This is a genomic window from Streptomyces sp. RB17 (assembly GCF_009604455.1).
Classification (GTDB): Bacteria; Actinomycetota; Actinomycetes; order Streptomycetales; family Streptomycetaceae; genus Streptomyces.
On sequence record NZ_WEGL01000001.1, the window covers coordinates 1,254,812 to 1,278,821 of the forward strand.

The following is a 24,010-nucleotide window of genomic DNA, read 5'->3' on the forward strand; positions in this document are numbered from 1 at the left end:
CCCCGGGTGTGCGCCTTCGCGCATTGACCATGTCCGGCTGCCCCCGTATGCTACAAGTTGCGCTGCGGGCCTGCGCACCTCAGACGTAGCAGGCTGCGCTCGCATCTGTTGTATGTCCCCTCGGTTCTCGAGGCGCCATCGGGCATTCGTGCCCACAAGGTGGCGCTTCCTTGGCTGTCCGGCTTCTGCAGAGCGAAACGGGCTCCCGGCGTAAGCAGTACCTACGACTTCAATGTCCGTACCGGAGCCCTTTCCCACATGACGAGCAGCACCGAGACCACCGCCACCACCCCGCAGGTAGCGGTCAACGACATCGGTAACGAGGAAGCTTTCCTCGCAGCGATCGACGAGACGATCAAGTACTTCAACGACGGCGACATCGTCGACGGCGTCATCGTGAAGGTCGACCGGGACGAGGTCCTGCTCGACATCGGTTACAAGACCGAAGGTGTCATCCCGAGCCGCGAGCTCTCGATCAAGCACGACGTCGACCCGAACGAGGTCGTGGCCGTCGGCGACGAGATCGAGGCCCTGGTCCTCCAGAAGGAGGACAAGGAAGGCCGCCTGATCCTCTCGAAGAAGCGCGCCCAGTACGAGCGTGCCTGGGGCACCATCGAGAAGATCAAGGAAGAGGACGGCATCGTCACCGGTACCGTCATCGAGGTCGTCAAGGGTGGTCTCATCCTCGACATCGGCCTCCGTGGCTTCCTCCCGGCCTCCCTGGTCGAGATGCGCCGCGTCCGCGACCTTCAGCCGTACGTCGGCAAGGAGCTCGAGGCCAAGATCATCGAGCTGGACAAGAACCGCAACAACGTGGTCCTGTCCCGCCGCGCCTGGCTCGAGCAGACCCAGTCCGAGGTCCGCCAGACGTTCCTCACGACCCTCCAGAAGGGTCAGGTCCGCTCCGGCGTCGTCTCCTCGATCGTCAACTTCGGTGCCTTCGTGGACCTGGGTGGCGTCGACGGTCTGGTCCACGTCTCCGAGCTGTCCTGGAAGCACATCGACCACCCGTCCGAGGTCGTCGAGGTCGGCCAGGAGGTCACCGTCGAGGTCCTCGACGTCGACATGGACCGCGAGCGCGTCTCCCTGTCGCTGAAGGCGACCCAGGAAGACCCGTGGCAGCAGTTCGCCCGCACCCACCAGATCGGCCAGGTCGTGCCCGGCAAGGTCACGAAGCTGGTGCCGTTCGGTGCGTTCGTCCGTGTGGACGAGGGCATCGAGGGTCTGGTCCACATCTCCGAGCTGGCCGAGCGCCACGTGGAGATCCCGGAGCAGGTCGTGCAGGTCAACGACGAGATCTTCGTCAAGGTCATCGACATCGACCTCGAGCGTCGTCGCATCAGCCTCTCGCTGAAGCAGGCCAACGAGTCCTTCGGTGCCGACCCGGCCTCGGTCGAGTTCGACCCGACCCTGTACGGCATGGCCGCGTCCTACGACGACCAGGGCAACTACATCTACCCCGAGGGCTTCGACCCGGAGACCAACGACTGGCTGCCGGGCTACGAGAAGCAGCGCGAGGAGTGGGAGCGCCAGTACGCCGAGGCGCAGGCCCGCTTCGAGCAGCACCAGCAGCAGGTCATCAAGTCCCGCGAGGCCGACGCCGCTGCCGCGGCCGAGGGTGGCGAGGCTGCGGCTCCGGCCGCGACCGGCGGTTCGTACTCCTCTGAGGGCGCGGACACCTCCGGTGCGCTGGCCTCGGACGAGGCGCTGGCCGCGCTGCGCGAGAAGCTGGCCGGCGGCCAGAGCTGAGCGCTGCCGCTGAGGCTTAGCCGATAGCTGGTTCTGAGGGGCCGTACCTTTCGAGGTGCGGCCCCTCGGCATGTCCGGGGGCTGCAGGTCGTTCTTCGGGTGCGGGCCGTCCGTGGCTTTGGCGCGCCACGCGGCGGAGCCGCATATTGATACAGCCCCGCGCCCCTGGAGGATCGGAGTTGCCCGCGCCTTCTTCGTACGGTCTCCCCAAGATCATTGGTCAGTGGACTCTCGCGGGAATGCCCCCGCTCCACGACGCGTTGTCGATGAACGAACACGAGGAGGAGCGGTCACAGTGCTTGATCCGCAGGGTTTGTACGCATGGGAGCCGAAGGGCCTCGCCGTTGTCGACATGGCGCTGGCCCAGGAGTCGGCCGGACTTGTCATGCTCTACCACTTCGACGGATACATCGACGCGGGTGAGACCGGGGACCAGATCGTCGAACGGCTGCTCGACTCACTGCCCCACCAGCTCGTCGCCCGGTTCGACCACGACCGGCTCGTGGACTACCGGGCCCGCCGGCCCCTGCTGACCTTCAAGCGGGACCGCTGGACGGACTACGAGGTCCCGGCCATCGAGGTCCGCCTCGTCCAGGACACCACGGGCGCCCCCTTCCTGCTGCTGTCCGGGCCCGAGCCGGACGTGGAGTGGGAGCGGTTCGCGGCGGCCGTACGGCAGATCGTGGAGCGGCTCGGCGTCCGCCTCTCCGTGAACTTCCACGGCATCCCCATGGGCGTCCCGCACACCCGCCCGGTGGGTCTCACCCCGCACGGCAACCGCACCGACCTCGTCCCGGGCCACCGCAGCCCCTTCGAGGAGGCCCAGGTACCCGGCAGCGCCGAGTCGCTGGTGGAGTACCGCCTGATGGAGGCCGGGCACGACGTCCTGGGCGTCGCCGCGCACGTTCCGCACTACATCGCCCGTTCGGCCTACCCGGACGCCGCCCTGACCGTCCTGGAGGCCATCACGGCCGCCACCGGACTGGTCCTCCCGGGCATCGCGCACTCGCTGCGCACGGACGCGTACCGCACCCAGACGGAGATCGACCGCCAGATCCAGGAGGGCGACGAGGAGCTGACCGCGCTCGTCCAGGGCCTGGAGCACCAGTTCGACGCCGCCGCGGGCGCCGAGACCCGGGGCAACATGCTCGCCGAACCGGTGGACATCCCGTCGGCCGACGAGATCGGGCTCGAGTTCGAGCGGTTCCTGGCGGAGCGCGAGGGCGACGGTTGACCTCCGCCGGTCCCGTTGTCAGTTGCAGAGCCTAAGCTGGCGCTCATGCTGAAAGTGGGCCTGACCGGTGGGATCGGCGCCGGCAAGAGCGAGGTGTCACGGCTGCTGGTGGAGCACGGGGCCGTGCTGATCGACGCGGACCGCATCGCGCGCGAGGTCGTGGCGCCGGGCACCCCCGGCCTCGCCGCCGTGGTCGATGCCTTCGGCGCGGAGATCCTCACCGCGGACGGCAGCCTGGACCGGCCCGCACTGGGCTCGATCGTCTTCGCCGACCCCGAGAAGCTCGCCGTCCTCAACTCGATCGTGCACCCCCTGGTGGGCGCCCGCTCCCGCGAGCTGGAAGAGGCCGCGACCGCCGACGCCGTGGTGATCCACGACGTGCCCCTCCTCACCGAGAACGCCCTGGCGCCGCTCTACGACCTCGTGGTCGTCGTGGACGCGAGCCCCGAGACCCAGCTCGACCGGCTGGTCCGGCTGCGCGGGATGACCGAGGAGGACGCACGCGCGCGTATGGCTGCGCAGGCGACCCGCGAGCAGCGCAGACAGATCGCGGACATCGTGATCGACAACGACGTGCCGCTGGACGCGCTGCACAAGCGTGTCGCCGAGGTGTGGGAGGACCTCGTACGGCGTGCGCGCGAGCGCACCGCGCAGTAGCGCCGGAATAGCGGCCCCTTCCGGGGGCGTTGAAACGGTGCAGTGAGGGAAGGACTTCAGCCGTGCCCGAGATCAGCGGTTCCACCGGACGTACTCCGGAGACGCATGTCATCGACTTCCGTGCAGCCGAGCATCTGCTCAATTCACGGGACCCGCGGGGTGCGGTGAAGCTGCTCGACCCAGTCATCGCCGCCCACCCGGAGAACACCGCGGCTCGGCTGCTCCGCGCGCGTGCCTTCTTCGCCGCGGCGCAACTGCGGCCCGCCGAGCTGGAGTTCACGATCGTGCTGGAGCGCGAGCCGGACAACGCGTTCGCGCACTTCGCGCTGGCCCGCACCTACGAACGCCAGGGCCGCCCAGACCAGGCCAAACGCCACTTCCGCCTCGCGGCCGCCCTGGACCCGAACCCGGAATACGTGAGAGCGGCACGCTTCGACGACTGACCCGTCGGCGACCGAGCCGACCGTGCCGTGCGCGGGGCCGGTCAGGGATGCCGGTGCCTCGGCGGACCCGGGAACGGCGGTCCGTCCTCCGGCGGCGAGTACGGCGGCACGTCACGGCCCGGCTGATAGTGCGGGCCCTGCCGGATGTGTCTGACGATCACGGCCATGTCGACGCTGACCACCAGCCACAGCGCCCCGCAGGCCGCCGCCCAGCCGGGGCGCCCGACGAGCACGAACGCCACCGTGCCGAAGACCGCCCAGACCATTCCCCACACGGACAGCCAGAACCGCGCCCGCAGAGCACTGCGCGCGGTCGCCGGTTCACTGCCCGTACGCATCGGACCACCACTCCTCATTGCAACGTACTCTTCGGTGACGACGCACACCAACGGCGCTCGACCGTCGCTCGTCGAAGGGGGATCACGTGCTGCCGGACGCCGACGACCTGCCCGAACTGCTCCTCGACCTGGCCGTGCCGCACGAGGACATCAACGATCTGGTGGCCGCGCGGCGCCGGGTGACCGGTGACCCGGGAGTGCTGAGACTCCTGGGGGAGTGCGTCGAGGAACTGTTCCGCGATCCGGAGGAGACCGGCCGCACACCCGAGCTCACCGAACTCCTGGACGCGGCGCCGCCCGAGCTGGCCGGCACCTTCGCCGCGTACGTCTTCGTCGCCGCGCTCCCACACACCCTCGCCCGGCACCGGGAACGCGGCATACCGCCCGAGGTCTCCCGGCGCACCCTCGCCGACCTGGGACGTCAGATGGCTGTGCACCGCCGACGGCACGGGACGACCGGAGTGAACGCCCGGCGCTGGCTCGTCCGGCACTTCCGTGGTGAGCTGTACCAGCTGGGGCGGCTGCAGTTCGAGCGGGCGCAGCACGGACAGCGCACGTCAGCGGCGATCGCGGCGGCCGGACTGGACGTGGCGCCCGGCACCCCCTGCCTGAACCTGCACATCCCCGACTTCCTCGGCCCGCTGACCCCGTCCGCCTGCGACCGCTCCCTGGCCTGGGCCCGCGAGTTCTTCCCCCGGCACTTCCCGGAGGAGCGGCCGGTGGCCGCCCTGTGCCACTCCTGGCTGCTCGATGCGCAGTTGAAGCGGTACCTGCCGGCCGACTCCAACATCATTCGCTTCCAGGACCGGTTCCGCACCGCCCGCGAGGACGCCGAGCCGTCCGACAGCGAACCCGTCCAGTTCGTCTTCGGCGACCCCGACCTGCCGATCGCGGACCTGCCGCGCCGCACGTCCGTGGAGCGGGCCGTGGGGGACCACTTGCGGGCGGGCGGCCACTGGTACATCGGGCACGGCTGGTTCCCGTTCCGGTCGGACAGCAAGGACTGACCGGACCGCGCGGACTAACTCGAACGGGTGAACCACGGTCGAACGGGAACGGCCCTGCGGCGACAGGCCGTTGTTCGGGCATGACGGTCGAAATGCGTGAGGGATACGAGGGCACGGGACCCGGTGCGATCACCCCGGACGGCTGCCCGGTCGAGCTGTACGAGCGGCTGCCGGTGGGCGACGAGCCGGACGTCGTCGCCGCGGCGGTACCGGCCGGGGCGCACATCCTGGAGCTGGGCAGCGGAGTGGGCCGGATGACCCACCCCCTGCTCGAGCGCGGTTTCACGGTCACGGTGGTGGACGAGTCCGCCGACATGCTCGGCCGGGTCCGCGGGGCGCGCACGATATGCAGCCCCATCGAGCAACTGGACCTCGGCGGAGAGAAGTTCGACGCGGTGCTGCTCGCGTCGTTCCTCGTGCACGCCGGTGACGAGGAGTTGCGCAGGGGCCTGCTGCGCACCTGCGCCCGGCATGTGGCGAAGGACGGCTGCGTGCTCATCCAGCGGGAGGGAGAGGACTACCACACGAACGTGCCCAGGGAGCGGGTCGACCCGAGCGGCTTCACCATACGGATCGTCTCGTCGCAGCCGGCCGGGAACGGAGCGAACTCGGTCCACGTCGAGTACGACTTCCCGGACGCCCGGTGGACCCACACCTTCCTGGCCCGGCCGCTGACCAAGGAGCAGTTCGAATCGGCACTGGAGGAAGCGGGGCTGGAGGTGGACGCGTATCTGACACCGGACCGCATATGGGTGCGGGCGACAGCGAAGGCGTAGCGGGCACTCGGTCGCACCGGGCCGCCGGAGAGCGATGAGTTCCCGGACCGCGCTGGGTCTACCTCGGTGAAAGCAATCGGCACCGCTTCCCCAGGAGACCCTCATGTCCGAGACCACCGCTCCCGCCGGCCACACCGCATCCGTGACCTCCGCCGGCTCCCTCAGCGGCCGGAGGCGCGCGGCCCGGGTCGCGTTGCGGACCGTGCAGGTGCTGCTCGCGCTGTTCTACGGCATCGCGAGCGCGCTGCCCAAGCTCATCGCGCACCCCTCGGCTGTCGAGTCCTTCGACAAGATCGGCTGGGGCAGCGGGGCCATGTACACCATCGGAGCGCTCGAACTCGCAGGAGCCGTCGCGTTGTTGATCCCCGCGCTGCAGTCCGTGGCGGCGATCGCGCTCAGCACGCTGATGGTGGGCGCGTTCATCGTCCAGCTCACGGTTTTCCACGGCCAGAACGCGGTGACCCCGCTGATTCTGATGGTGCCGCTTGCCCTGATCGCCTGGGCCCGGCGCGAGCACAATGCGGAGCTGCTGCGGTTGGTGCGGCGTCAGTGACCCGGGTGGGCGGCGCCGGTGCCGCCGGCCGGGCCCCCGCGCCCGGCGGACGGCACCGGCGTGTGCATACGAGGTGGCAGCGCCGTCGGATCACCGTCCCCGGGGACGCCCACCGCTCCCGCCGGACCCGGATCCACCACGCCTGCCGGACCCACCGGACCCGCTGGATCGACCGCGTCCACCGGTCTCGGTCCGGCGTCCCGACCCGAACCCGTCCGGGCCGCCGGATCCGCCCCGGCCCCCGGATCCACCGGACTGGCCGAGTTCAGTAGGCCCGCCGGGGCCGGCGAAGCCTCCGGAGCCGCCGGGAAGACCTGGGCCCGCGAGGCCGCGGAGGCGTTCCATGTCGCGGCGGTCGCGCTTGGTGGGGCGGCCGGTGCCTCGGTCGCGAAGGCCGGCGGGGGCGACGGCCTCGCGGGGCGGAGGCGGCGGGGAGTTGTCGATGTAGCACTGGGCGGCCACGGGGGCGCCGACCCGCTTGCGGATCAGGCGCTTGACGATCACGATCCGTTCCCGGCCCTCGTGCCGCAGGCGCACCTCGTCACCGACGCGTACGGAATAGGCGGGCTTCACCCGCTCGCCGTTCACATGGACGTGGCCGCCCCGGCAGGCGGTGGCGCCCAGGGAACGCGTCTTGATCAGACGCACGGCCCAGATCCAGCTGTCGATCCGGACCGTCTCGCCCTTGGCCGGTCCCGCGGCCTCGGCGGCGGCCACCGCGGCGGCGATCTTCGGGTCGACGGGCTGCTCGGCGGCGGCACCGGATCCGTGGGTGCCTTGGGTGCCTTGGGCGTCCTGGGCGGTGCCGGGCGCGTCCGGTCCGCCGGTCTCACGGTTCACGTTCTCGCCCGCATCCTCGGAAGCCATGCCCCCGACCTTAACTCGCCGGGCCGGGTGAGCCGGGGGCGATTTTCCGGGGGTGCCCTGGTCCCGTGCGCTCACCGGCGAGAGGATGCGCCACCTCGTGCGGCTTCGAGCTCGACTTTCCCCTCCCGCAGCCGGCCGAGCTGATTCCACTGCTCCTGTCACGTTCTGTCACGGCCGTGCTGGTCGCGTCGGCCGAGGTCGGCGACGGTGGACATCCTGGGCTTCTGTGGCCGCGGCCGGCGATCCTGTCCGTGCTGATCCGCGGGTGAGTGGTCCTGGGCGCGGCGTGTTACGGAGGCCCGTGGGGCATACGGTGGCCCTATGGACGACAGCAGCGCCCTCGCCCGGCTCGACCGGCGGGTCGCGGACTGCCGGGCCTGTCCTCGGCTGGTCGCATGGCGCGAGGAGGTGGCCCGCACGAAACGGGCCGCGTTCGCCGACTGGACGTACTGGGGGCGGCCGGTGCCCGGCTTCGGCCCCGCCGACGCACGGCTGGTGATCATCGGGCTGGCCCCCGCCGCGCACGGCGGCAACCGCACCGGCCGGATGTTCACCGGCGACCGCTCCGGAGACGTGCTCTACCAGGCGCTGTACGACGAGGGGCTCGCCTCCCAGCCGACGTCCGTCAGCGCCGACGACGGGCTGGAGCTGTACGGCGTCCGTGTCACCGCGCCCGTGCGCTGCGCCCCGCCCGCCAACAAGCCGACCCCCGGCGAGCGGGACACCTGCCGTCCCTGGCTGGTCCAGGAGCTGAGGCTGCTGCGGCCGACGCTGAGGGCCGCGGTCGTGCTCGGTGCCTTCGGCTGGCAGGCCGCGCTGCCCGCGTTCAGCGAGGCGGGCTGGACCGTGCCCCGGCCCCGCCCGGCCTTCGCCCACGGCACCCGTGTCGCGCTCGACGACCTGGACCTCTTCGGCTGCTTCCACGTCAGCCAGCGCAACACCTTCACCGGCCGGCTCACCGCCGAGATGCTCCGCGAGGTACTGCGCACGGCGGCGGAGGCGGCCGGACTGCGTTGACCGGCCGTCATCGGCCGACCTCGGCCGACGGCCGCCGTTCGGCAACTCGCAGCGGCCCTTCAGCCGGCGTCGGCGGGGTCGGTTCCGAACAGGTGCCGTACCGTCGAGCGGTAGTTGGCGCGGACGTGGGCGAGTGCGTGGGCGCGGGCGCGGTCGGGGTCGCCGGAGGCGATCGACTCGTACAACTCGCGGTGTTCGGTGAGGAGTTGGGGCCATTCCTCGTTGCGTCGGGTGAGCCAGCGCAGGCGGCCGTCGACCGGCTCCATGACCGAGATCAGCAGGCTGTTGCCGGCCAGGGCGCGGATGCGGTCGTGGAAGCGGGTGTTGATGTCCGTGATCGCCTCGGCGTCGCCCTCCTTCGTCGCCCACGCCGCCTGGTCGAGCAGGTCCCGCAGCTCCGCCAGGGCCTCGGGGGTCACCCGGGACGCCGCCAGCCCCGCCGCGTACACCTCCAACGCCTCACGCAGTTCGAAGAGTTCCCTGACGTCGGTCGGATCCAGCCGGCGCACCACCGTGCGGCGGGCGGACTCGAAGAGGACGAAGCCCTCGGCGACCAGCGCACGGATCGCCTCCCGCACCGGTACCCGGGAGACGCCGAACCGCTCGGCGAGCTCCCGTTCGACGAGTCGGTCACCGGGTCCGAGGCGCCCCGCGATGATGTCCTCCCGCAGGCTCGCCAGGACGCGCTCGCGCACCGCGCCCAGGGGTTCGATCTTCGTCATGGGCCCATCTTCGCCGACGCGAGGCGACTTTTACGGGGCCGTAACGGCACGGACATCGCTCCGAACGCTTGACGACGGCACCATGTCGGCTGTTTGGTATACCAAACGCGGCTCGCTGTGGGCTCCCGGCCTGCAGTCCGTCCGAGTTCCTGCGGTACGGCCCCTTCGTCCCCTGTCCAGGAGGCCCCGTGTCCCTCGCCGACCGCGCCGAAGCCACCGGCGCCCCCGCGTTCGTCCCCGACCCCCGTCTCGTCAACGAGGACCTCGCCCCCGCCCAGCGGCGGAACTGGAAGGTCTTCGACCTCTTCGCCATGTGGATGTCCGACGTCCACAACCTCGGCAACTACACCTTCGCCGCCGGCCTGCTCGTCCTCGGCATGAACGTCTGGCAGGTCTTCACCTCCCTGCTCGCCGGCTTCGTGCTCATCTACGCCGGCATGAACTGGATGGGCAGGATCGGCCAGCGCCACGGCGTGCCCTTCCCGGTGGTCAGCCGGATCAGCTTCGGCGTCTGGGGCGCCAACATCCCCGCGCTGATCAGGGCCGTGATCGCCATCATGTGGTACGGAATCCAGACCTATCTGGCCTCCGTCGCCGTCAACGTGATGCTGCTGGCGGCCTGGCCGGGCCTCGACTCCCTCACCCACCACTCCTTCCTCGGCCTGGACGCGCTCGGCTGGATCTCCTTCGTCTCGCTCTGGGTGATCCAGGCGCTGATCATCAGCCAGGGCATGGAGGCCGTGCGGAAGTTCCAGGACTTCTGCGGTCCGGCCATCTGGCTGGTGATGATCGCGCTGGCGCTCTGGGTCCTGGCCAAGGCCCACTGGAGCATCTCGCTCACCTCCACCCCGCACCCGGTGTCCACCGGCGAGCAGTGGCGGCAGTGGTTCGGCGCGATCGGCCTGATCCTCGCCACCTACGGCACGCTGATGCTCAACTTCTGTGACTTCTCCCGCTTCGCGCCGGACTACAGGACCGTCCGGCGTGGCAACTTCTGGGGCCTGCCCATCAACTCCACCGCGTTCGTGGTCGTCTCCGTGATCGTCACGGCAGGCTCGCTGAAGGCGTTCGGACAGGCCATCACCGACCCGGCGGAACTGGTCGCCAAGGTCGGCAACACCTGGGTGCTCGTGATCGCCGCGTTCACGTTCGCCGTCGCCACCATGGGCGTCAACATCGTCGCCAACTTCGTCTCACCGGCGTACGACCTCGCCAACGTCTGGCCGCAGAAGATCACCTTCAAGGTCGGCGGCATGATCAGCACGGTGGCCGCGCTGGTCGTCACCCCCTGGAACCTCTTCTCCAACCCGACCGTCGTCAACTACTTCCTCGGCGGCCTCGGCGCCTTCCTGGGCCCCCTGTTCGGCGTGATCATGGTCGACTACTACCGGGTCAAGCGCGGCAAGATCGACGTCGACGCGCTGTTCGACGCCCGGCCGGGCACGCCGTACCACTACCGCAAGGGCGTCAACCCGACGGCATTGTGGGCGTTCCTGCCCTCCGCCGCGGTGGCCGCCGTGGTGGCGCTGGTCAAGAGCTTCAGCGAGGTGGCGCCGTACTCCTGGTTCATCGGCACCGGGCTCGCCGCCGCCCTGTACACGCTGCTGACCCGCCGGGAGCGCGCGACGACGGCGAAGGAGGCCTGACCGGCGTGCGGATCGTCGTCACCAACTGCAACACCACGCGGGAGATGACCGAGGAGATCGTCCGCGGCGCCCTGGCCGCCGCGGGCCCGGCCACCACGGTGACCGGCCTGACCCCCGCCTGGGGCCCGGCGTCCGCCGAGGGCTGGCTGGACAGCCATCTCTCCGCCGCGGCCGTCCTCGACACCCTGCGGACGTACGACGGACCCGCGTACGACGCCGTCGTCCTGGCCGGATTCGGTGAGCACGGCCGGGAAGGCGTACGGGAGTTGGTGGACGTCCCGGTCGTGGACATCACCGAGGCCGCCGCGCACCTCGCCTGCCTTCTCGGCCGCCGCTACGGCGTCGTCACCACCCTCGACCGCTCCTGCGGCCAGATCGAGGACAGCCTGGAGACCGCCGGGGTGGCCCGGAACTGCGCCGCCGTCGTCGGCACCGGCCTCGGCGTCCTCGACCTCGCCGACGATCCGGGCCGTACCGAGGCCGCGTTCCTGACGGCGGCCGAGCGGGCCCGGGACGCGGGCGCCGAGGTCCTGGTCCTGGGCTGCGCCGGGATGACGGGACTGCAGCGGGCGGTGGGGGAGAAGCTCGGGGTGCCCGTGGTCGACGGCGTGGCGGCGGCGGTCAAGCTCGCCGAGTCCCTGGTCGCCCTGGGCCTCACCACCAGCCGAGCGGGCAGCTACGCGCGGCCGCTGCCCAAGGAGAGGAGGTGGGGACGCCCGGCACGCTGAGCCACAAGGCGTCCGGCGGCCCACCACCCCCCGAAGCCGCCGGCCCTCGTTCGCTGCGGCGGCCCGGAACGTCGGGCTCACGGCCGCCAGACGTACCGTACGTCCGGCTCCCGCTCCTCGTTCCCGCTGCCGTCCGTGAACTCGACCGCGGCGAAACCGTGGCGTTCGTAGAAGCGGTGGGCCGGCTTGTTGACCTGGAAGGTCCACAGGGTCAGCCCGCCCGGGCTGCGCTCCTTGGCCAGTGCGACGAACCGGTCGCCGATACCGCGCCCCCGCCACTCCGGGTCGAGATACAGCTGCGACAGCAACTCCCCGTTCAGCACCATCAGTCCGACGATCCCGCCACCGTCGTCCTCCGCCACCCAGGTCTCCCGCAACGGCACCACGACATCCCGGATGTACTCCCGCACCTCGTCGTCGGCGCGCGGCCGGACGACGGTGGGCAGCGCGGCGTCGAAGGACCGCAGATACACATCCGCGGCGGCCCGGGCGTCCGCCGTCACGGCCCTGCGCAGCACTACCCCGCCCGTCACCGGTTCGCCCGTCACCGGTTCTCCGCCCGGCCCGGCACCACGGCCGTGCCCGGCTCCTCCGGCACCACGGCCGTGGCCGTGATCTCCACCAGCTGCCCGGTGTAGCCGAGGCAGGCGACCCCGAGCAGCGTGGACGAGTGCGGACCCGCGCTCAGCCCGGAGGCCTCCACCACCTCCCACACCGCCGACAGCACCGAGGGCTCGCTGCTCACCACGTACACGTCCGTCGCGACCACATGCGCCAAGTCGCTCCCCACGGCGACCAGTTGCTCCCGGAGATTGGCGATCACCTGCTCGGCCTGCCGCACCGGATCACCCGGGCCGACGAGCTCCCCCTCGGCGTCGAGAGGCACGGACCCGGCGAGGAAGGCGAGCTTCGTCCCGGCCTCGACGACGGAGGCGTGGGAATAGCGGGGCGGCGGGAAGAGGACCGGGACGGTGACGCGCTGGATCACGAGGGCTGCTCCCCTGGGTACGGCTGTGGACGACTTCGCGACGTTCCCGATGATGGGCCCCCTCGGCCCCTGCCCGCACCCGAATTACCGGGGTGCCTGCGGCGGCGGGACACCGACGGCGCAGGCGTCGGCGTACGGACTCTCCACCCGCCAACCGTCCTCCCGTGCCACGCGTTCGAACACCCCGATCTTGTAGGCCGGCCCCTCCGGCTCCCCGATGTCGCACCACCAGCCGGCCCTGGCCCACTCCTCCTCCCCGCGCACCAACGGACGCCCGTGGACGGCGAGATGCGGAGCGAGCGTGGAGCGTGCGTACACACCCATCACCTCACGTCCGCCGGCGATGCGCCGGTAGCCGGCGGTCTCCCGGAGCAGCAGCCGTCGCCCGTCGTCGCCGGCCACGAGCAGCGGCTCGCCCTCGACGAACAGGGTCAACTCGCCGCTGCGCGCCCGGACTTCGTACGCGGGCAGGGACGAGAGCCGGGCGAACCCGAGGGCGTGGTTCCACGAGGTCACCCACAGTCCGCGGTCGAGGTAGTAGCGGACGGCCTCCTGCCAGGTCCAGTAGGCGTCCAGACGGAATCCGTGCAGCCCTGCGGCGCGGCAGGCTTCGTACACCGTGTTCAGCGGGGAGTCCGCCGGACGTTCGTGCGCCCCGGCGGACCATACCCGGTGTCCATCCCCGGGCGCGCAGCCCCGCCATCGACACATGCGTGCGCGTATCCGCCGCGTCAGCCCGGCCCTTCTGCCAGTCCTCCTGCGGCTCCGGGGCTTCCCCCTCCCGCTCGTGCCCGCTCGCGTCCCGCTCCCTGCCGTCCTGGATCGTCATGACCGCCTCCCGTCGTCACACTGCGTTACGATCCCTTGATAACGCGTGCCACTGACAACGGGTCGTGACCAGGCGCGGAGCGGGACAGCGGGACAGCGGATCGCGGAGGGACTCGCGGGGTTGTCACGGGGTTGTCGCGGAGGGTCTCGCGGGAATTTCGGAAGCGGACTCCGGGACGCTGCGGCAGGCTGAGGCCATGCCCCCGCCCACTCCCACGCCCATGCCCTTGCCCGCGCACCGGAATCCCGATTCCGTCTTCCTCGCCCGTACCGCCGACCGCCTCGCCGCCCTCCCCACCGTCCGGGCGGTCGCCCTCGGCGGCTCCCGGGCCCAGGGAACCCACCGGGACGACAGCGACTGGGACCTGGCGATCTACTACCGCGGCCCCTTCGACCCCGACGACCTGCGGGCCGTCGGCTGGGAGGGCGAGGTGTCCGAGGTCGGCGGATGGGGCGGCGGGGTCTTCAACGGCGGGGCCTGGCTGACGATCGACGGACGCCGGGTCGACGTGCATTACCGGGACCTGGACGTGGTCGAGCACGAGCTGGCGGAGGCCGAGGCCGGACGGTTCCGGGTGGAGCCGCTGCTCTTCCATCTGGCGGGTGTCCCCACCTATCTGATCGTCGCCGAACTGGCCGTCAACCAGGTGCTTCGCGGCACCCTGCCCCGCCCGGCGGGCTACCCGGTCAGGCTGCGCGTCACCGCCGCCGAGCGCTGGCACGGAACCGCCCGCGCCACCCTCGCCTACGCGAAGGCCAACCACGCCCCGCACGGCCGCCTCACGGAGACCGCCGGCTGCCTCGCGACGGCCGCCGCCCAGGCCGCGCACGGGGTGCTCGCGGCACGCGGCGAGTGGGTGACGAACGAGAAGCGGCTGCTGGAGCGGGCGGGGCTGCGAGAGATCGACGCGGTGGTGGGTGCGCTGCGGGCCGAACCCGAGGCCCTCGTCGCCGCCGTGACCGAGGCCGAGGAGATCGTCGGCGGCGCATTGCGGTCGTAGGGGACCGGCGCATCACGTTCACAGGGGCATTGCGTTCATAAAGAAACCGGCCACACGGGCACCTTTCACATGCCCGAAACCCGATCACCGGGTTCGCCCCGGGAACGCCCCCTACCGTGGGAGCACAGCCCACCCGGCCACCGTCGTCCGAAGGCAAGGCACCTCCCGCCCGCCTACGACAGGAGCCCCGTGTCCCGGCCCGCCGCACCCCTCTGGCTCGCCCACGCCCTGCGCGCCCAGCGCGGTCCCGTTCCCTGGAGTGCGGTGACCCGGGGTGCGCTCGCCGCCGGGCCGCTGCTGCTCGCCGGCGTCGGCACGGAACACACCGCCCCCGGCGTCCTCGCCGCCATCGCCGCGATGCTCGCCGGCATCAACGACCGGCCCGGCAGCCGGCGCGCCTCCGTCAGGCGGCTCGGCGTGCCCGCGCTGGCCGGGGCGCTCGGGCTGCTCGCGGGGACGTACGCGGGGCAGGGGCCGGCCGCCGTACCGCTGACCCTGGCGCTCACCCTGCTGGGGCTGGTCGCCGGTGGCGTCAGCGCGGTCGGGCCCGTCGCCTCCGCCGCTGGAACGCAACTGCTCGTCGGCGCCGCGATCGGCGCCGGGATGCCGGCGGCCGACAGCGGCTGGCAGCGGGCCCTCGCCTTTCTCGCCGGGGCCGGCTGGCTGCTTCTGCTGCGGCTCGCCCTGCCCACGCCCGGTTCGCTCACCGGGGACTTCCGGTTCGATGGTGAGCGGGCGGCGGTCGCCGAGGTGTACGACGCCGTCGCCGCCCTCCTCGACGCCGTGGGCGGGGACCGGGCCACCGCCCGGCGGGCCGCGCTCACCGCCGCGCTCGACCAGGCCCAGGACGCCCTCGCCGGGCCCCGGCTGCGCCGTTGCGCCAGTTCCGCCGCCGAGCGCCGGCTGCACGCGCAGTACGTGGCCGCCCTCCCGCTCGCAGAGGCCGCCACCGCGCTGTTCTGGGCGGGCGAGCCGGTCTCCGCGCGGGCGGCGGAAGGGCCCCGGCGGCTCGCCGCCGCCGTCCGCGGCAACACCGGCACCGGCCCGCTGCCCGCCCCGCACCGGTCGGCCCCCGCCCTGCGCGCCCTCGACGACGCGCTGCTGCGCGCGGCCGAGACCTTCGACCAGGGCCAGGGCGCCCAGCACCGGCTGCTCACCCGACGCATGGGCCTCCGCGGCGCCCTGCGCGCCGCGTTCGGCACCGGCGGACGCGAGTACGGACTGCGGGTCGCCGTCTGCTTCGGGGCCAGCGCCGCCATCGCCCAGGCGCTGCACCACACCCGTTGGTACGGCCAGCACCAGCACTGGTACTGGCTGCCCGCCACCGCCGTCTTCCTCGTCAAGCCCGACCTCGGGCCGCTCGCCTCACGGGTGCTGTGCCGGGCCGCCGGAACCGTGCTGGGCGCCCTGGTGTTCGCCGGGCTCGCCGCGCTGCTGCCCCGGCCCGCCGGGCTGATCGCGCTGGTCGCGGTCTGCGGGGCGCTGGTGCCGGTCGCCACCCGGCACTTCGCCGCGCTGACCGCCGTCGTCACCGTCCTCGTCCTCGCCCTGGTGATGGCCGGTGGCGAGCCGCAGGCCTCCGTCAGCCGGATCGGCGAGACCCTGCTGGCCTGCGCGCTCGTGCTGGTGGTCGGGCATCTGCCGATGCCGGGGGAGCGCGGCGGCGGGGTACGGGCGCGGCTCGCCACGGCCGGAAGTGCCGCGCACGCCTATCTCGTGCACGTCCTCGGCGAGTCCGACGACCGCGCCGAGCGGTGGGTACTGCGCCGGGAGGCCTACCGCACCCTCGCCGAGGCCCGTAGCGCCATCGCGCTCGCTGCCGCCGAACTGCCCGCCCTCGCCCGCCACACCGCGGGCACGGACGCCGTCGCGGACGTCCTGGAGCGACTTGTCGACACGACCACGGCCTGTGCCGTACACCTCGACGAAACCGGCCGGCTCACGCCGCGGCATGTCGGGCAACTGCAGGATGCCCTGCACGAGTTGAGGCACCAGGGGGTCGAGGTGCCGCTGCCCGTCGCCGCGTAGTCGCACGCCTGAGGCCGGGGTAGCCCGGTAGCCCGCCCCGCCGCGTAGCCCCCGCCGCCGTGCAGCCCCGTACGCCGCCGTCCTGTAGCCGTACGGTGGGCCCATGCGTGCCACTCCCGCCGACCTCGTCATCACCGGCTGCACCGCGCTCGTCCATGACGAGGAGGAACAGGTCGGTTTCCGCCAGGACGCGGCGATCGTCGTACGTGACCGGGTCATCGAGTCGGTCACCTCCGCCGCGGCCGTGCGCGACCTGCCCGCCCTGCAGCGGATCGAGGCGTACGGGCAGGTCGCCATGCCGGGGCTGATCAACTGCCATACGCACGCCCCGATGGTGGCCCTGCGCGGACTCGCCGAGGACCTGCCGACCGAGGAGTGGTTCAACGACGTCGTCTGGCCCGTCGAGTCCAACCTCACCGCCGACGACGTGGAGCTGGGTGCCCGGCTCGCCTGCGCCGAGATGATCCGGGGCGGGGTGACCTGCTTCGCCGACCACTACTTCCACATGGACGCCGTCGCCGCCGTCGTCGCCGAGTGCGGCTTGCGCGCCCACCTCGGCGAGGCCTACTTCTCCAGCCAGGGCCCCGAAGGGCGGGAGCGCTCGGCCGAATTCGCCCTCCGCCACCGCGCCACCGCCGACGGCCGCATCACCACCGCCCTCGCCCCGCACGCCCCCTACACCGTCACCGGCACCGACCTCACCGCGACCGCCGAACTGGCCCGCGCCCACCACCTCCCCGTCCACATCCACGCCGCCGAGAACCGCGACCAGACCGACACCAGCCTCGCCCGGCACGGTCTCACCCCCATCGAGGTCCTCGACCGCGCCGGGCTCCTCGAGACCGACCTGCTCATCGCGCACGGCACCGGCATCGTGGCGCGCGACCTTCCGCTGCTCGCCGGCACGGGCGGCCGTACGGCCGTGGCGACCGCACCCCGCGGCTACCTCAAGTTCGCCTGGCCCACCACCACTCCGGTACGGGCCCTGCGCGCGGCCGGCGTCCCCGTCGGGCTCGCCACGGACGGCGCCGCCTCCAACAACTCCCTCGACGTCTGGGAGTCGATGGCGCTGACCTCCCTGATCCAGAAGTCCACCGAAGGCGATCCACGCTGGCTGACGTCCCGCCAGGCCCTGCACCACGCCACGCTGCAGAGCGCCCGAGCCGTCCGGCTCGGCGACCGCGTGGGCACCCTCGCGCCCGGCCGCCGCGCCGACATCGTCCTGGTCGACCTGACCGGCCCGCACACCCAGCCCGTCCACGACCTCGCCGCCACCCTCGTGCACAGCGCGCGCTCCTCGGACGTCCGCACGACCGTCGTCGACGGCCGGGTCCTGATGCGCGACCGGCAGCTCCTCACCCTCGACCTGCCCGCGGTCGTACAGGAGTTGGGCCGTCGGCTGCCCGCGCTGACCGACCGCAGTCATGGGCGGCGCATCCAGGAGTACGACACCTGAGCCGGCCGGTACCGCGCATGCGTGAGGTGGCGCCCAAAGGTCTCAGCGAAAGTCTTTGCGGAACTCCACGCGGACTCTCCGCGGAAATCTCCGCCAAAATCTCCGCGCACAGCGATGAGTTCCGCTCCCGGCGGCGGTCACCACCCCGTACCGACCGGCGGACAGGAGGGCCCATGTCGCATCCGGAGATCGTCTCGCGCGAGCAGTGGCGTGCGGCGCGCGAGGAATTGCTGCGCAAGGAGGAGGCGGTCAGGCGGGCCCGTGAGGTGCTCGGGGAGGCGCGGCGGCGGCTGCCCATGGTCGAGGTCGACGCGGAGTACGTCTTCGAGGGCGGCGACGGCAAGGCCACCCTGCTGGACCTCTTCGAGGGTCGCTCCCAGCTCGTCGTCCACCACTTCATGTTCGCCCCGGAGTGGGAGACCGGCTGCCCGTGCTGCTCGGCCTTCCTGGACCAGGTCGGCCACCTCGCCCATCTGCGGGCCCGGAACACCTCCTTCGCGGCCGTCTCCCGGGCCCCGTTCACCCGGATCCTGCCGTTCAAGGCGCGGATGGGCTGGGTGGTGCCCTGGTACTCCGCGTCGTGCTCCTCGTCCCACGGCGACTTCAACCTCGACTTCGGGGCCACGGTGGAGTCGGACGGGGGCCTCGTCGAGCGGCCGGGCGTCAGCTGCTTCCTGCGCGACCGGGACCGGGTCTTCCACACCTACTCGGCGTACGACGACGGGCTGGACGGACTCGGCACCCTCGCCGGCCTGCTCGACCTCACGCTCCTCGGCCGCAGCCCGGCGGGCAGTGACCGGCTGCGCCTTCACGACGAGTACGACTACTGACGCGGACGGTGCGGTTCATGTCACAAAGTGAACGATTCCTCACTCTCCGCGCCGAACGAGTGTAGGTAATGTCTCAGTCCCGTCACCGAGCGAGCCGTTTCCCTTCTCCAGGGCGTTAACTCCTACAAGTACGACGCTTCCTGGAGGTGTGCGAGATGGTGAACGGGCGAACGGTGCTCGAGCGCTTTCCCGCCGGTGGCCCGCGGGGATCCTGGCCCGCGGAGGAGTTCGCGCACGCGCGGCGTCTGGAAGGCCTGCCCGCCGAAGTGGTCATGGACCTCGCGACGGACACCTTCCTGGTGATCGTGCGGGGGGCCGAGGCGGCCGAGTGACCGACTAGTTCCGCGAGGCCGGGCCGTCAGCCGAGCGGCGGGGCAGCCGATCCAGGGGCGCGGGGAGCTGCGCGATCAGCCACGGAAAAGCCGCAGCCGCCTACGAAGCAGAACACGGCAGGCCGGTGGGCATGGGCCTCACGGCCGAGAAGCGCGCCGCGCTACGCCGCCCGGGACCAGTCCGGAGTCGTCCCCGTCACCCGGCACAGAGCCAGGTACAGAGGGATCGGCGGGGTGTACGGAACCGTGCCCTCCGGGCGGTGGATGAGCCGGGCGGTGCCGGTGACCAGGGCACCGGGGACGTAGTGGGCCGGGGACGGCCAGGGGAGGGCGTAGTCGGAGTCCGACGGAACGATCCACCACCAGTGGGCGCCGTCGGTGTACACACAGCCCAGCCGCGGCAGCCGGGGTACGACGAGCGGGCCGAGGCGATCGGGCACGGCCACGGCGTCGCAGCCGAGCGGTGCCGTCATGCCGTCCGGCACCGCGAGCCGACGGGGCGCGTCCGGGACGGGCCTGCGCCGCTGCAGCCGCACCAGGGTGTCCAGACCGAGGGACCCCTCAAGGCCCTGGCCTGCGGCACGGGCGGCGCTGGACGGGAAGGGGTTCGCGCCGTTGTCCCTGTCGCCGCCGAGCGGGTTGCTGGTGACACCCTGCCGGTGCGAGCCGTACTCGTCGGAGTCGTACCCGCCGGGGCCGTGGTCGCCGGAGCCGTACCGTGCGGTCACGGTCGCTCCCCGGTTCGGTGCTGCTCGGGCGCCCGGTGCGGAGACTGGTGCGGGAACCGGTCCAGCGGGCGGTGCCGGAAGGGGGCCGATGCGCCGTGGCGGTGCTCGGGCTCGGGTGCGAGGGGGTGTGCGTGCTCAGGCTCGGGTGCCAGAGGGTGCGCGTGTTCGGGCTCGGATGCGAGAGGGCGGGGGCGCCCGGCGGTCCGTTGCCGGCCCTCCGGTGTCTCGTCGGCGCCGGAGTCGTCCGGGCGGTCCGGCTTGGGGCGGGCGCCCCAGCCCAGGTCGTTGCGCGGCGCGGCGGTGTCGTCGGCGCCGGTCCGTCGGGCCAGTTCGGCCCAGACCAGCAGACCCGGCCCGTGCTCCTGGGCGCCCCAGGCCCGGCACAGTGCGTCGACGAGGAGCAATCCCCTCCCGTGCTCCTCATCGGGCCGCTGCGGGGACGGACGGGGTTCGCCGGGGGCGCAGCCCTCGTCACGTACGGCTATGCGCACGGTGTCGTCGTGGTCGTGCAGTTCGCACACCACGCTGCTGCTCGCGGTGTGCACGATCGCGTTCGTGACCAGCTCGGATATGACCAGGACCGCGCTGTCGCAGGTGTCCGTGCACACCGACCAGCCGGTCAGCCGGGCGTGCGCGAGGCGTCTCGCCTGGGCGACGGAACCCGGATGTGCGGCCAGCTCGAAGCGGAACCGGCGCCCGGCAGCGCCCCCATCAGGGGCTGCTCCCGTGGCTGCACCGAGACCGGGACGGTCTGCGGCGGTGTCTGTTCCTAAGGGCGCGGACGGAATCACGCTTGCCACTATCTCCCTGCCGCGAACACTTGGCAAGTATCACTATGAAAAATGCAGAGTGCTGTGTGACGCGGTCGGAGGCCGTGGCACACTGCTCGCAACAGCACGTCGAGCGGCGCCAATTGGGGGCATCGAGGATCCCGGTCCTCGAATGCATCTTCGAATGGCGCCGTAGGGCTGTCAGGAAACATTCGGTGGAGCCGCAGGTGAGGTCTTCGGTGGAGGTGAGAACGTGAGCGAACCGCGGTCCGCGCCGACGGTGGGCCAGGTGGTCCTCGGCCGACGCCTGTTGGACCTGCGGGAACGCGCCGGACTGAAGCGCGAGGAGGCCGCCCGCGTCCTGCGCGTCGCGCCCGCCACCGTCCGCCGCATGGAGATGGCCGAGGTCGCCCTCAAGATCCCGTACCTGCAACTGCTGCTGAAGGCCTACGGCGTACCCGACGACGAGGCCGAACTCTTCGTCCAGCTGGCCGAGGAGGCCAACAGGCCCGGCTGGTGGCAGCGCTTCCACGACATCCTGCCCGGCTGGTTCTCGATGTACGTCAGCCTGGAGGGCGCGGCCGGTCTCATCCGCTCCTACGAGCCGCACTTCGTCCCCGGCCTGCTCCAGACCGAGGACTACGCGCGCGGTGTGCTCAAGTCCGGCGCCGTCGGCCAGACCAGCCCGGACGACATCGAGCGGCACGTCGCCCTGCGCATGCAACGCCAGCAACTGCTCACCCGCCCCGACGCCCCCCGTTTCTGGGCGGTGATGGACGAGACCGCCCTGCGCCGCCCGGTCGGCCCTCCCGAGGTGATGCGCGCGCAGATCGACAAGTTGCTCGAAGCCACGAAGCTGCCCCATGTGACGCTCCAGGTCGCCCCGTTCGCGAGCGGGCCGCACCCGGGGACGTACGGGCCCTTCGTGCTGTTCCGATTCGCCATGCCGGAGCTGCCGGACATGGTCTACAGCGAGTACCTGACCGGCGCCGTCTATCTGGACGGGCGCACGGAGGTGGCGACCCACCTCGAGGTCATGGACCGCATGGCGGCGCAGGCCGCTACGGCACAACGCACGAAGGAGATCCTCCGGGATCTCCGCAAGGAGCTGTGAATGGACCGCATCATGCCGCGCGGACGCGTCTACAACGGCATGCCCGCACGGGAGTTGGGCAGCGAGGGCTGGCACAAGCCCTGGAGCGGCGGCAACGGCGGGAACTGCCTGGAGGCGATGAAGCTGGCCGACGGCCGGATCGCCGTACGCCAGTCCACCGACCCGGACGGGCCGGCGCTGATCTACACCACGGCCGAGATGACCGCGTTCATCGAGGGCGCCAAGGCGGGGGAGGCCGACTTCCTGCTGTCCTGACCTCGACCCGTGTGTTGGTTATCGCTCAACTTCTTTATCGTGGTGCCTACTTGATTACTCACCGTGTCGGACGTTGATCATTCACTGTGCCGGACGCGCGTGTCTCTGATGGTGCTGATGGCACTGGCGACGGGCCGGCAGATGCTGGCCCTCGCCCCTCCGCGTGCCGGTGATGGCCCGGGCCCACCGAGCCGAACCTGCACCAGATCGCCCAGCCGGTCGCGCCCGAGGCACGGGTCGTCCACTGTGACAACGACCCGATCGTGCCGGCCCACGCCGCGGCCCTGCTGCGCAGCACACCGAGGGCGCGAGCGAGTACCTGCAGGCCGCTGTTCCGGCCGGCCGGTCATGCCGGTCGCCGCAGCCTCGATGCCCGACGAACGGCACGCGAAGGTTCACGTCACCGCCGCCGATCCCGATCTCTGAACCACCGCTCCTCACTCGGCAGGCTCGGCGGGCTGCTGGACGGCCTCGGCAGGCTCGGGAACCTCGGGCGGCAGCACCCCGCACAGCGCCTCCAACGCCGCGCCGTAGGCGTGTTCCGCGGCGGACGCGTAGCCCACGACCAGTCCGTCACCCACGGTCGCCTCCGCCGCCGCCTCCGGATGCCGGAACGCGGCGAGTCCGTCCAGGGCCACGCCCTGCCACGCGGCGGCCTTCACCGTGGACCGCTCGGTGCCCGGCGGCAGCCGCAGCACCGCGTGCAGCCCGGCCGCGATGCCCGTCACCCGGACCTGCGGCGCGTGCGTGGCGAGCGCGGCGACGAGCCGGTCACGACGACGCCGGTAACGCTGCCGCATGCGCCGCACATGACGGTCGTACGCCCCGGAGACGATGAACTCCGCCAACGCCAGCTGGTCCAGGACGCTCGCCCAGCCCTCCCGCTCGCCCTTCGCCGTGAGTACAGGCCCGACATACCGCTCCGGCAGCACCATCCAGCCCAGCCGCAGCGCCGGCGACAGGCTCTTGCTGACCGACCCGAGGTGGATCACCCGCTCCGGATCGAGGCCCTGGAGCGCGCCGACCGGCTTGCGGTCGTACCGGAACTCGCCGTCGTAGTCGTCCTCCAGTACGACCGTTCCACGCGCGCGTGCCCAGTCGATCACGGCCGCCCTGCGCGCCGGGTGCAGCGGCCCGCCGGTCGGGAACTGGTGCGCCGGCGTGAGCAGCACGGCCCGCTCCCGTCCGAGTACGTCGACGCGCGCGCCGTGCTCGTCCAGCGGCAACGGCACCGTCCGCACCCCGGCCGTGGTGAGCAGTCCCCGGTGGAAGCCCAGCCCGTACGCCTCCACGCCCAGCGGACCGCGCAGCACCCCGCCCGCGCCCTGGCCGAACAGCAGCCGCAGCGCGTGCGCGAAGCCCGAGCAGATGACGATCCGGTCCGGCTCAGTCCGTACGCCACGCACGCGTGCCAGATATTCGGTCAGCGCCTCCCGCAGCTCCCGGCGCCCTGCCGGATCCCCCGGCCCGAACGCCTCGTTCGGCGCCGTCTGCAGCGCCCGCCGGTAGCAGGCCGACCAGGCCGCCCGCGGGAACGCCGACGCGTCCGGCGTGCCCTGCCGCAGATCGTGCCGCGGGCCACGCGCGCGTGGAGGCGTCTTCACCGGCGTCCTTACGGCGTGCCGCAGTGGCTCCGCCCGGTCGGCGACCCGGGTGCCCGAGCCCGGTGAGCCAGCCCTCAGCGACCAGCTCCGCATAGGCGTCGGCCACCGTGTTGCGGGCCACGCCCAGATCGGCGGCCAGCGACCGGTACGGCGGCAACCGGGTGCCCGGCGCCAGCCGCCCGCCGCGCACGGCCTCCCGCAGCGCCCGGGTCAGCGCCGCCCGCCGCCCGCCCGGACCCGACAGCTCCAGATGCAGATCGGCGCCGATCCGCTCCGCGGAATTGACCCATGATTCCGTCATGGAAATGCACCCTACCGACGGTCTATCGGGCTCATAGG

24 protein-coding genes and 3 pseudogenes are annotated in these 24,010 nt (G+C 72.0%); 18 read left to right on the forward strand and 9 right to left on the reverse strand.

All coding sequences use genetic code 11. The annotated features are described in order from the left end of the window. Positions 1-258: 258 nt before the first annotated feature. The 4 genes from rpsA to SRB17_RS05755 all read left to right on the forward strand — a co-directional run bounded on the left by rpsA (position 259) and on the right by SRB17_RS05755 (position 4,083). Positions 259-1,749 carry a 30S ribosomal protein S1 gene (rpsA, locus tag SRB17_RS05740; protein ID WP_023551529.1) on the forward strand — a complete coding sequence of 497 codons (1,491 nt, stop codon included), beginning with the start codon at positions 259-261 and terminating at the stop codon, positions 1,747-1,749. Between the two features lie 295 nt (positions 1,750-2,044). Continuing rightward, complete coding sequence (locus SRB17_RS05745) at positions 2,045-2,983, forward strand: PAC2 family protein (RefSeq protein ID WP_323375043.1); 939 nt, start codon at positions 2,045-2,047, stop codon at positions 2,981-2,983. A 45-nt stretch (positions 2,984-3,028) separates the two neighbouring features. Further along, on the forward strand, positions 3,029-3,640 hold the full coding sequence (coaE, locus tag SRB17_RS05750) for a dephospho-CoA kinase (protein ID WP_153535055.1): 612 nt from the start codon (positions 3,029-3,031) through the stop codon (positions 3,638-3,640). A 62-nt stretch (positions 3,641-3,702) separates the two neighbouring features. Continuing rightward, a complete protein-coding gene (locus tag SRB17_RS05755; RefSeq protein WP_323375044.1) occupies positions 3,703-4,083 on the forward strand; it encodes a tetratricopeptide repeat protein in 381 nt (126 codons plus the stop codon). 41 nt (positions 4,084-4,124) lie between these two features. Here SRB17_RS05755 and SRB17_RS05760 read toward each other — a convergent pair whose 3' ends face one another. Then, a complete protein-coding gene (locus tag SRB17_RS05760) occupies positions 4,125-4,421 on the reverse strand; it encodes a DUF6343 family protein (protein WP_194293907.1) in 297 nt (98 codons plus the stop codon). 86 nt (positions 4,422-4,507) lie between these two features. On the opposite strand from SRB17_RS05760, the gene SRB17_RS05765 reads away from it, so the two are divergent. From SRB17_RS05765 to SRB17_RS05775, 3 genes are all read left to right on the forward strand, one after another. Then, positions 4,508-5,428, forward strand: a complete 921-nt coding sequence (locus SRB17_RS05765) for an acyltransferase domain-containing protein (protein ID WP_323375045.1) — start codon at positions 4,508-4,510, stop codon at positions 5,426-5,428. A gap of 80 nt (positions 5,429-5,508) precedes the next feature. Next, the gene (locus SRB17_RS05770; protein WP_228395833.1) at positions 5,509-6,204 is read left to right on the forward strand and encodes a class I SAM-dependent methyltransferase; all 696 of its coding nucleotides are present in this window, start codon (positions 5,509-5,511) and stop codon (positions 6,202-6,204) included. 103 nt (positions 6,205-6,307) lie between these two features. Further along, a complete protein-coding gene (locus SRB17_RS05775; RefSeq protein ID WP_153535061.1) occupies positions 6,308-6,757 on the forward strand; it encodes a DoxX family protein in 450 nt (149 codons plus the stop codon). A gap of 90 nt (positions 6,758-6,847) precedes the next feature. Here SRB17_RS05775 and SRB17_RS05780 read toward each other — a convergent pair whose 3' ends face one another. Further along, positions 6,848-7,624, reverse strand: a complete 777-nt coding sequence (locus SRB17_RS05780; RefSeq protein WP_153535063.1) for an RNA-binding S4 domain-containing protein — start codon at positions 7,622-7,624, stop codon at positions 6,848-6,850. A gap of 321 nt (positions 7,625-7,945) precedes the next feature. Between SRB17_RS05780 and SRB17_RS05785 the strand changes: the two genes are divergently transcribed. Beyond that, positions 7,946-8,641 carry a uracil-DNA glycosylase gene (locus SRB17_RS05785; protein ID WP_153535065.1) on the forward strand — a complete coding sequence of 232 codons (696 nt, stop codon included), beginning with the start codon at positions 7,946-7,948 and terminating at the stop codon, positions 8,639-8,641. 59 nt (positions 8,642-8,700) lie between these two features. Here SRB17_RS05785 and SRB17_RS05790 read toward each other — a convergent pair whose 3' ends face one another. Beyond that, positions 8,701-9,363, reverse strand: coding sequence for a GntR family transcriptional regulator (locus SRB17_RS05790; protein WP_153535067.1), 663 nt, complete (start codon positions 9,361-9,363; stop codon positions 8,701-8,703). Positions 9,364-9,551: 188 nt separating this feature from the next. Between SRB17_RS05790 and SRB17_RS05795 the strand changes: the two genes are divergently transcribed. Then, positions 9,552-11,009 (forward strand): NCS1 family nucleobase:cation symporter-1, encoded by a 1,458-nt coding sequence (locus SRB17_RS05795; RefSeq protein ID WP_323375046.1) that lies wholly within the window; start codon positions 9,552-9,554, stop codon positions 11,007-11,009. Between the two features lie 5 nt (positions 11,010-11,014). After that, positions 11,015-11,737: an aspartate/glutamate racemase family protein gene (locus SRB17_RS05800; RefSeq protein ID WP_323375047.1), complete on the forward strand. Its 723-nt coding sequence runs from the start codon at positions 11,015-11,017 to the stop codon at positions 11,735-11,737. Between the two features lie 77 nt (positions 11,738-11,814). Here the strand turns inward: SRB17_RS05800 and SRB17_RS05805 are convergent, their stop codons facing one another. The 3 genes from SRB17_RS05805 to SRB17_RS05815 form a co-directional block, all read right to left on the reverse strand. Then, complete coding sequence (locus SRB17_RS05805) at positions 11,815-12,270, reverse strand: GNAT family N-acetyltransferase (RefSeq protein ID WP_323375116.1); 456 nt, start codon at positions 12,268-12,270, stop codon at positions 11,815-11,817. A gap of 11 nt (positions 12,271-12,281) precedes the next feature. Continuing rightward, the gene (locus SRB17_RS05810) at positions 12,282-12,725 is read right to left on the reverse strand and encodes a RidA family protein (RefSeq protein WP_323375048.1); all 444 of its coding nucleotides are present in this window, start codon (positions 12,723-12,725) and stop codon (positions 12,282-12,284) included. Positions 12,726-12,809: 84 nt separating this feature from the next. After that, positions 12,810-13,343 (reverse strand): hypothetical protein, encoded by a 534-nt coding sequence (locus SRB17_RS05815; RefSeq protein WP_153535069.1) that lies wholly within the window; start codon positions 13,341-13,343, stop codon positions 12,810-12,812. Positions 13,344-13,750: 407 nt separating this feature from the next. Between SRB17_RS05815 and SRB17_RS05820 the strand changes: the two genes are divergently transcribed. From SRB17_RS05820 to SRB17_RS45330, 5 genes are all read left to right on the forward strand, one after another. Then, on the forward strand, positions 13,751-14,554 hold the full coding sequence (locus SRB17_RS05820) for a nucleotidyltransferase domain-containing protein (protein ID WP_416237025.1): 804 nt from the start codon (positions 13,751-13,753) through the stop codon (positions 14,552-14,554). 189 nt (positions 14,555-14,743) lie between these two features. Further along, positions 14,744-16,582 carry an FUSC family protein gene (locus SRB17_RS05825; protein WP_323375049.1) on the forward strand — a complete coding sequence of 613 codons (1,839 nt, stop codon included), beginning with the start codon at positions 14,744-14,746 and terminating at the stop codon, positions 16,580-16,582. A 103-nt stretch (positions 16,583-16,685) separates the two neighbouring features. Then, positions 16,686-18,038, forward strand: coding sequence for an amidohydrolase (locus SRB17_RS05830; RefSeq protein ID WP_153535073.1), 1,353 nt, complete (start codon positions 16,686-16,688; stop codon positions 18,036-18,038). A gap of 173 nt (positions 18,039-18,211) precedes the next feature. Continuing rightward, complete coding sequence (locus tag SRB17_RS05835) at positions 18,212-18,868, forward strand: DUF899 domain-containing protein (protein ID WP_153535075.1); 657 nt, start codon at positions 18,212-18,214, stop codon at positions 18,866-18,868. A 155-nt stretch (positions 18,869-19,023) separates the two neighbouring features. Beyond that, positions 19,024-19,200 (forward strand): hypothetical protein, encoded by a 177-nt coding sequence (locus tag SRB17_RS45330; RefSeq protein WP_194293908.1) that lies wholly within the window; start codon positions 19,024-19,026, stop codon positions 19,198-19,200. Positions 19,201-19,361: 161 nt separating this feature from the next. Here the strand turns inward: SRB17_RS45330 and SRB17_RS05840 are convergent, their stop codons facing one another. Next, entirely contained in the window at positions 19,362-19,748 is a 387-nt protein-coding gene (locus SRB17_RS05840; protein ID WP_153535894.1) for a hypothetical protein, read from the reverse strand. Between the two features lie 371 nt (positions 19,749-20,119). Further along, positions 20,120-20,755: pseudogene (locus tag SRB17_RS05845) on the reverse strand (ATP-binding protein); the annotation flags it as partial. Positions 20,756-20,951: 196 nt separating this feature from the next. Here SRB17_RS05845 and SRB17_RS05850 point away from each other — a divergent pair. From SRB17_RS05850 to SRB17_RS05860, 3 genes and pseudogenes are all read left to right on the forward strand, one after another. Beyond that, on the forward strand, positions 20,952-21,812 hold the full coding sequence (locus tag SRB17_RS05850; protein ID WP_323375050.1) for a helix-turn-helix transcriptional regulator: 861 nt from the start codon (positions 20,952-20,954) through the stop codon (positions 21,810-21,812). Continuing rightward, the gene (locus SRB17_RS05855) at positions 21,813-22,067 is read left to right on the forward strand and encodes a DUF397 domain-containing protein (RefSeq protein WP_153535077.1); all 255 of its coding nucleotides are present in this window, start codon (positions 21,813-21,815) and stop codon (positions 22,065-22,067) included. Between the two features lie 182 nt (positions 22,068-22,249). After that, a pseudogene (locus tag SRB17_RS05860) lies at positions 22,250-22,395 on the forward strand (SAM-dependent methyltransferase); the annotation flags it as partial. 109 nt (positions 22,396-22,504) lie between these two features. On the opposite strand, the pseudogene SRB17_RS05865 reads toward SRB17_RS05860, so the two are convergent. Further along, a pseudogene (locus SRB17_RS05865) lies at positions 22,505-23,972 on the reverse strand (PLP-dependent aminotransferase family protein). Between the last annotated feature and the right edge of the window lie 38 nt (positions 23,973-24,010).

What these genes read in the sequence shown, in the direction of transcription:
- rpsA (WP_023551529.1), top strand. Translation starts at nt 259, where the DNA reads ATGACGAGCAGCACCGAGACCACCGCCACCACCCCGCAGGTAGCGGTC.
- coaE (WP_153535055.1), top strand. Translation starts at nt 3,029, where the DNA reads ATGCTGAAAGTGGGCCTGACCGGTGGGATCGGCGCCGGCAAGAGCGAG.
- SRB17_RS05760 (WP_194293907.1), bottom strand. Translation starts at nt 4,421, where the DNA reads ATGCGTACGGGCAGTGAACCGGCGACCGCGCGCAGTGCTCTGCGGGCG.
- SRB17_RS05770 (WP_228395833.1), top strand. Translation starts at nt 5,509, where the DNA reads ATGACGGTCGAAATGCGTGAGGGATACGAGGGCACGGGACCCGGTGCG.
- SRB17_RS05775 (WP_153535061.1), top strand. Translation starts at nt 6,308, where the DNA reads ATGTCCGAGACCACCGCTCCCGCCGGCCACACCGCATCCGTGACCTCC.
- SRB17_RS05780 (WP_153535063.1), bottom strand. Translation starts at nt 7,624, where the DNA reads ATGGCTTCCGAGGATGCGGGCGAGAACGTGAACCGTGAGACCGGCGGA.
- SRB17_RS05785 (WP_153535065.1), top strand. Translation starts at nt 7,946, where the DNA reads ATGGACGACAGCAGCGCCCTCGCCCGGCTCGACCGGCGGGTCGCGGAC.
- SRB17_RS05790 (WP_153535067.1), bottom strand. Translation starts at nt 9,363, where the DNA reads ATGACGAAGATCGAACCCCTGGGCGCGGTGCGCGAGCGCGTCCTGGCG.
- SRB17_RS05820 (WP_416237025.1), top strand. Translation starts at nt 13,751, where the DNA reads ATGCCCCCGCCCACTCCCACGCCCATGCCCTTGCCCGCGCACCGGAAT.
- SRB17_RS05830 (WP_153535073.1), top strand. Translation starts at nt 16,686, where the DNA reads ATGCGTGCCACTCCCGCCGACCTCGTCATCACCGGCTGCACCGCGCTC.
- SRB17_RS05835 (WP_153535075.1), top strand. Translation starts at nt 18,212, where the DNA reads ATGTCGCATCCGGAGATCGTCTCGCGCGAGCAGTGGCGTGCGGCGCGC.
- SRB17_RS45330 (WP_194293908.1), top strand. Translation starts at nt 19,024, where the DNA reads ATGGTGAACGGGCGAACGGTGCTCGAGCGCTTTCCCGCCGGTGGCCCG.
- SRB17_RS05855 (WP_153535077.1), top strand. Translation starts at nt 21,813, where the DNA reads ATGGACCGCATCATGCCGCGCGGACGCGTCTACAACGGCATGCCCGCA.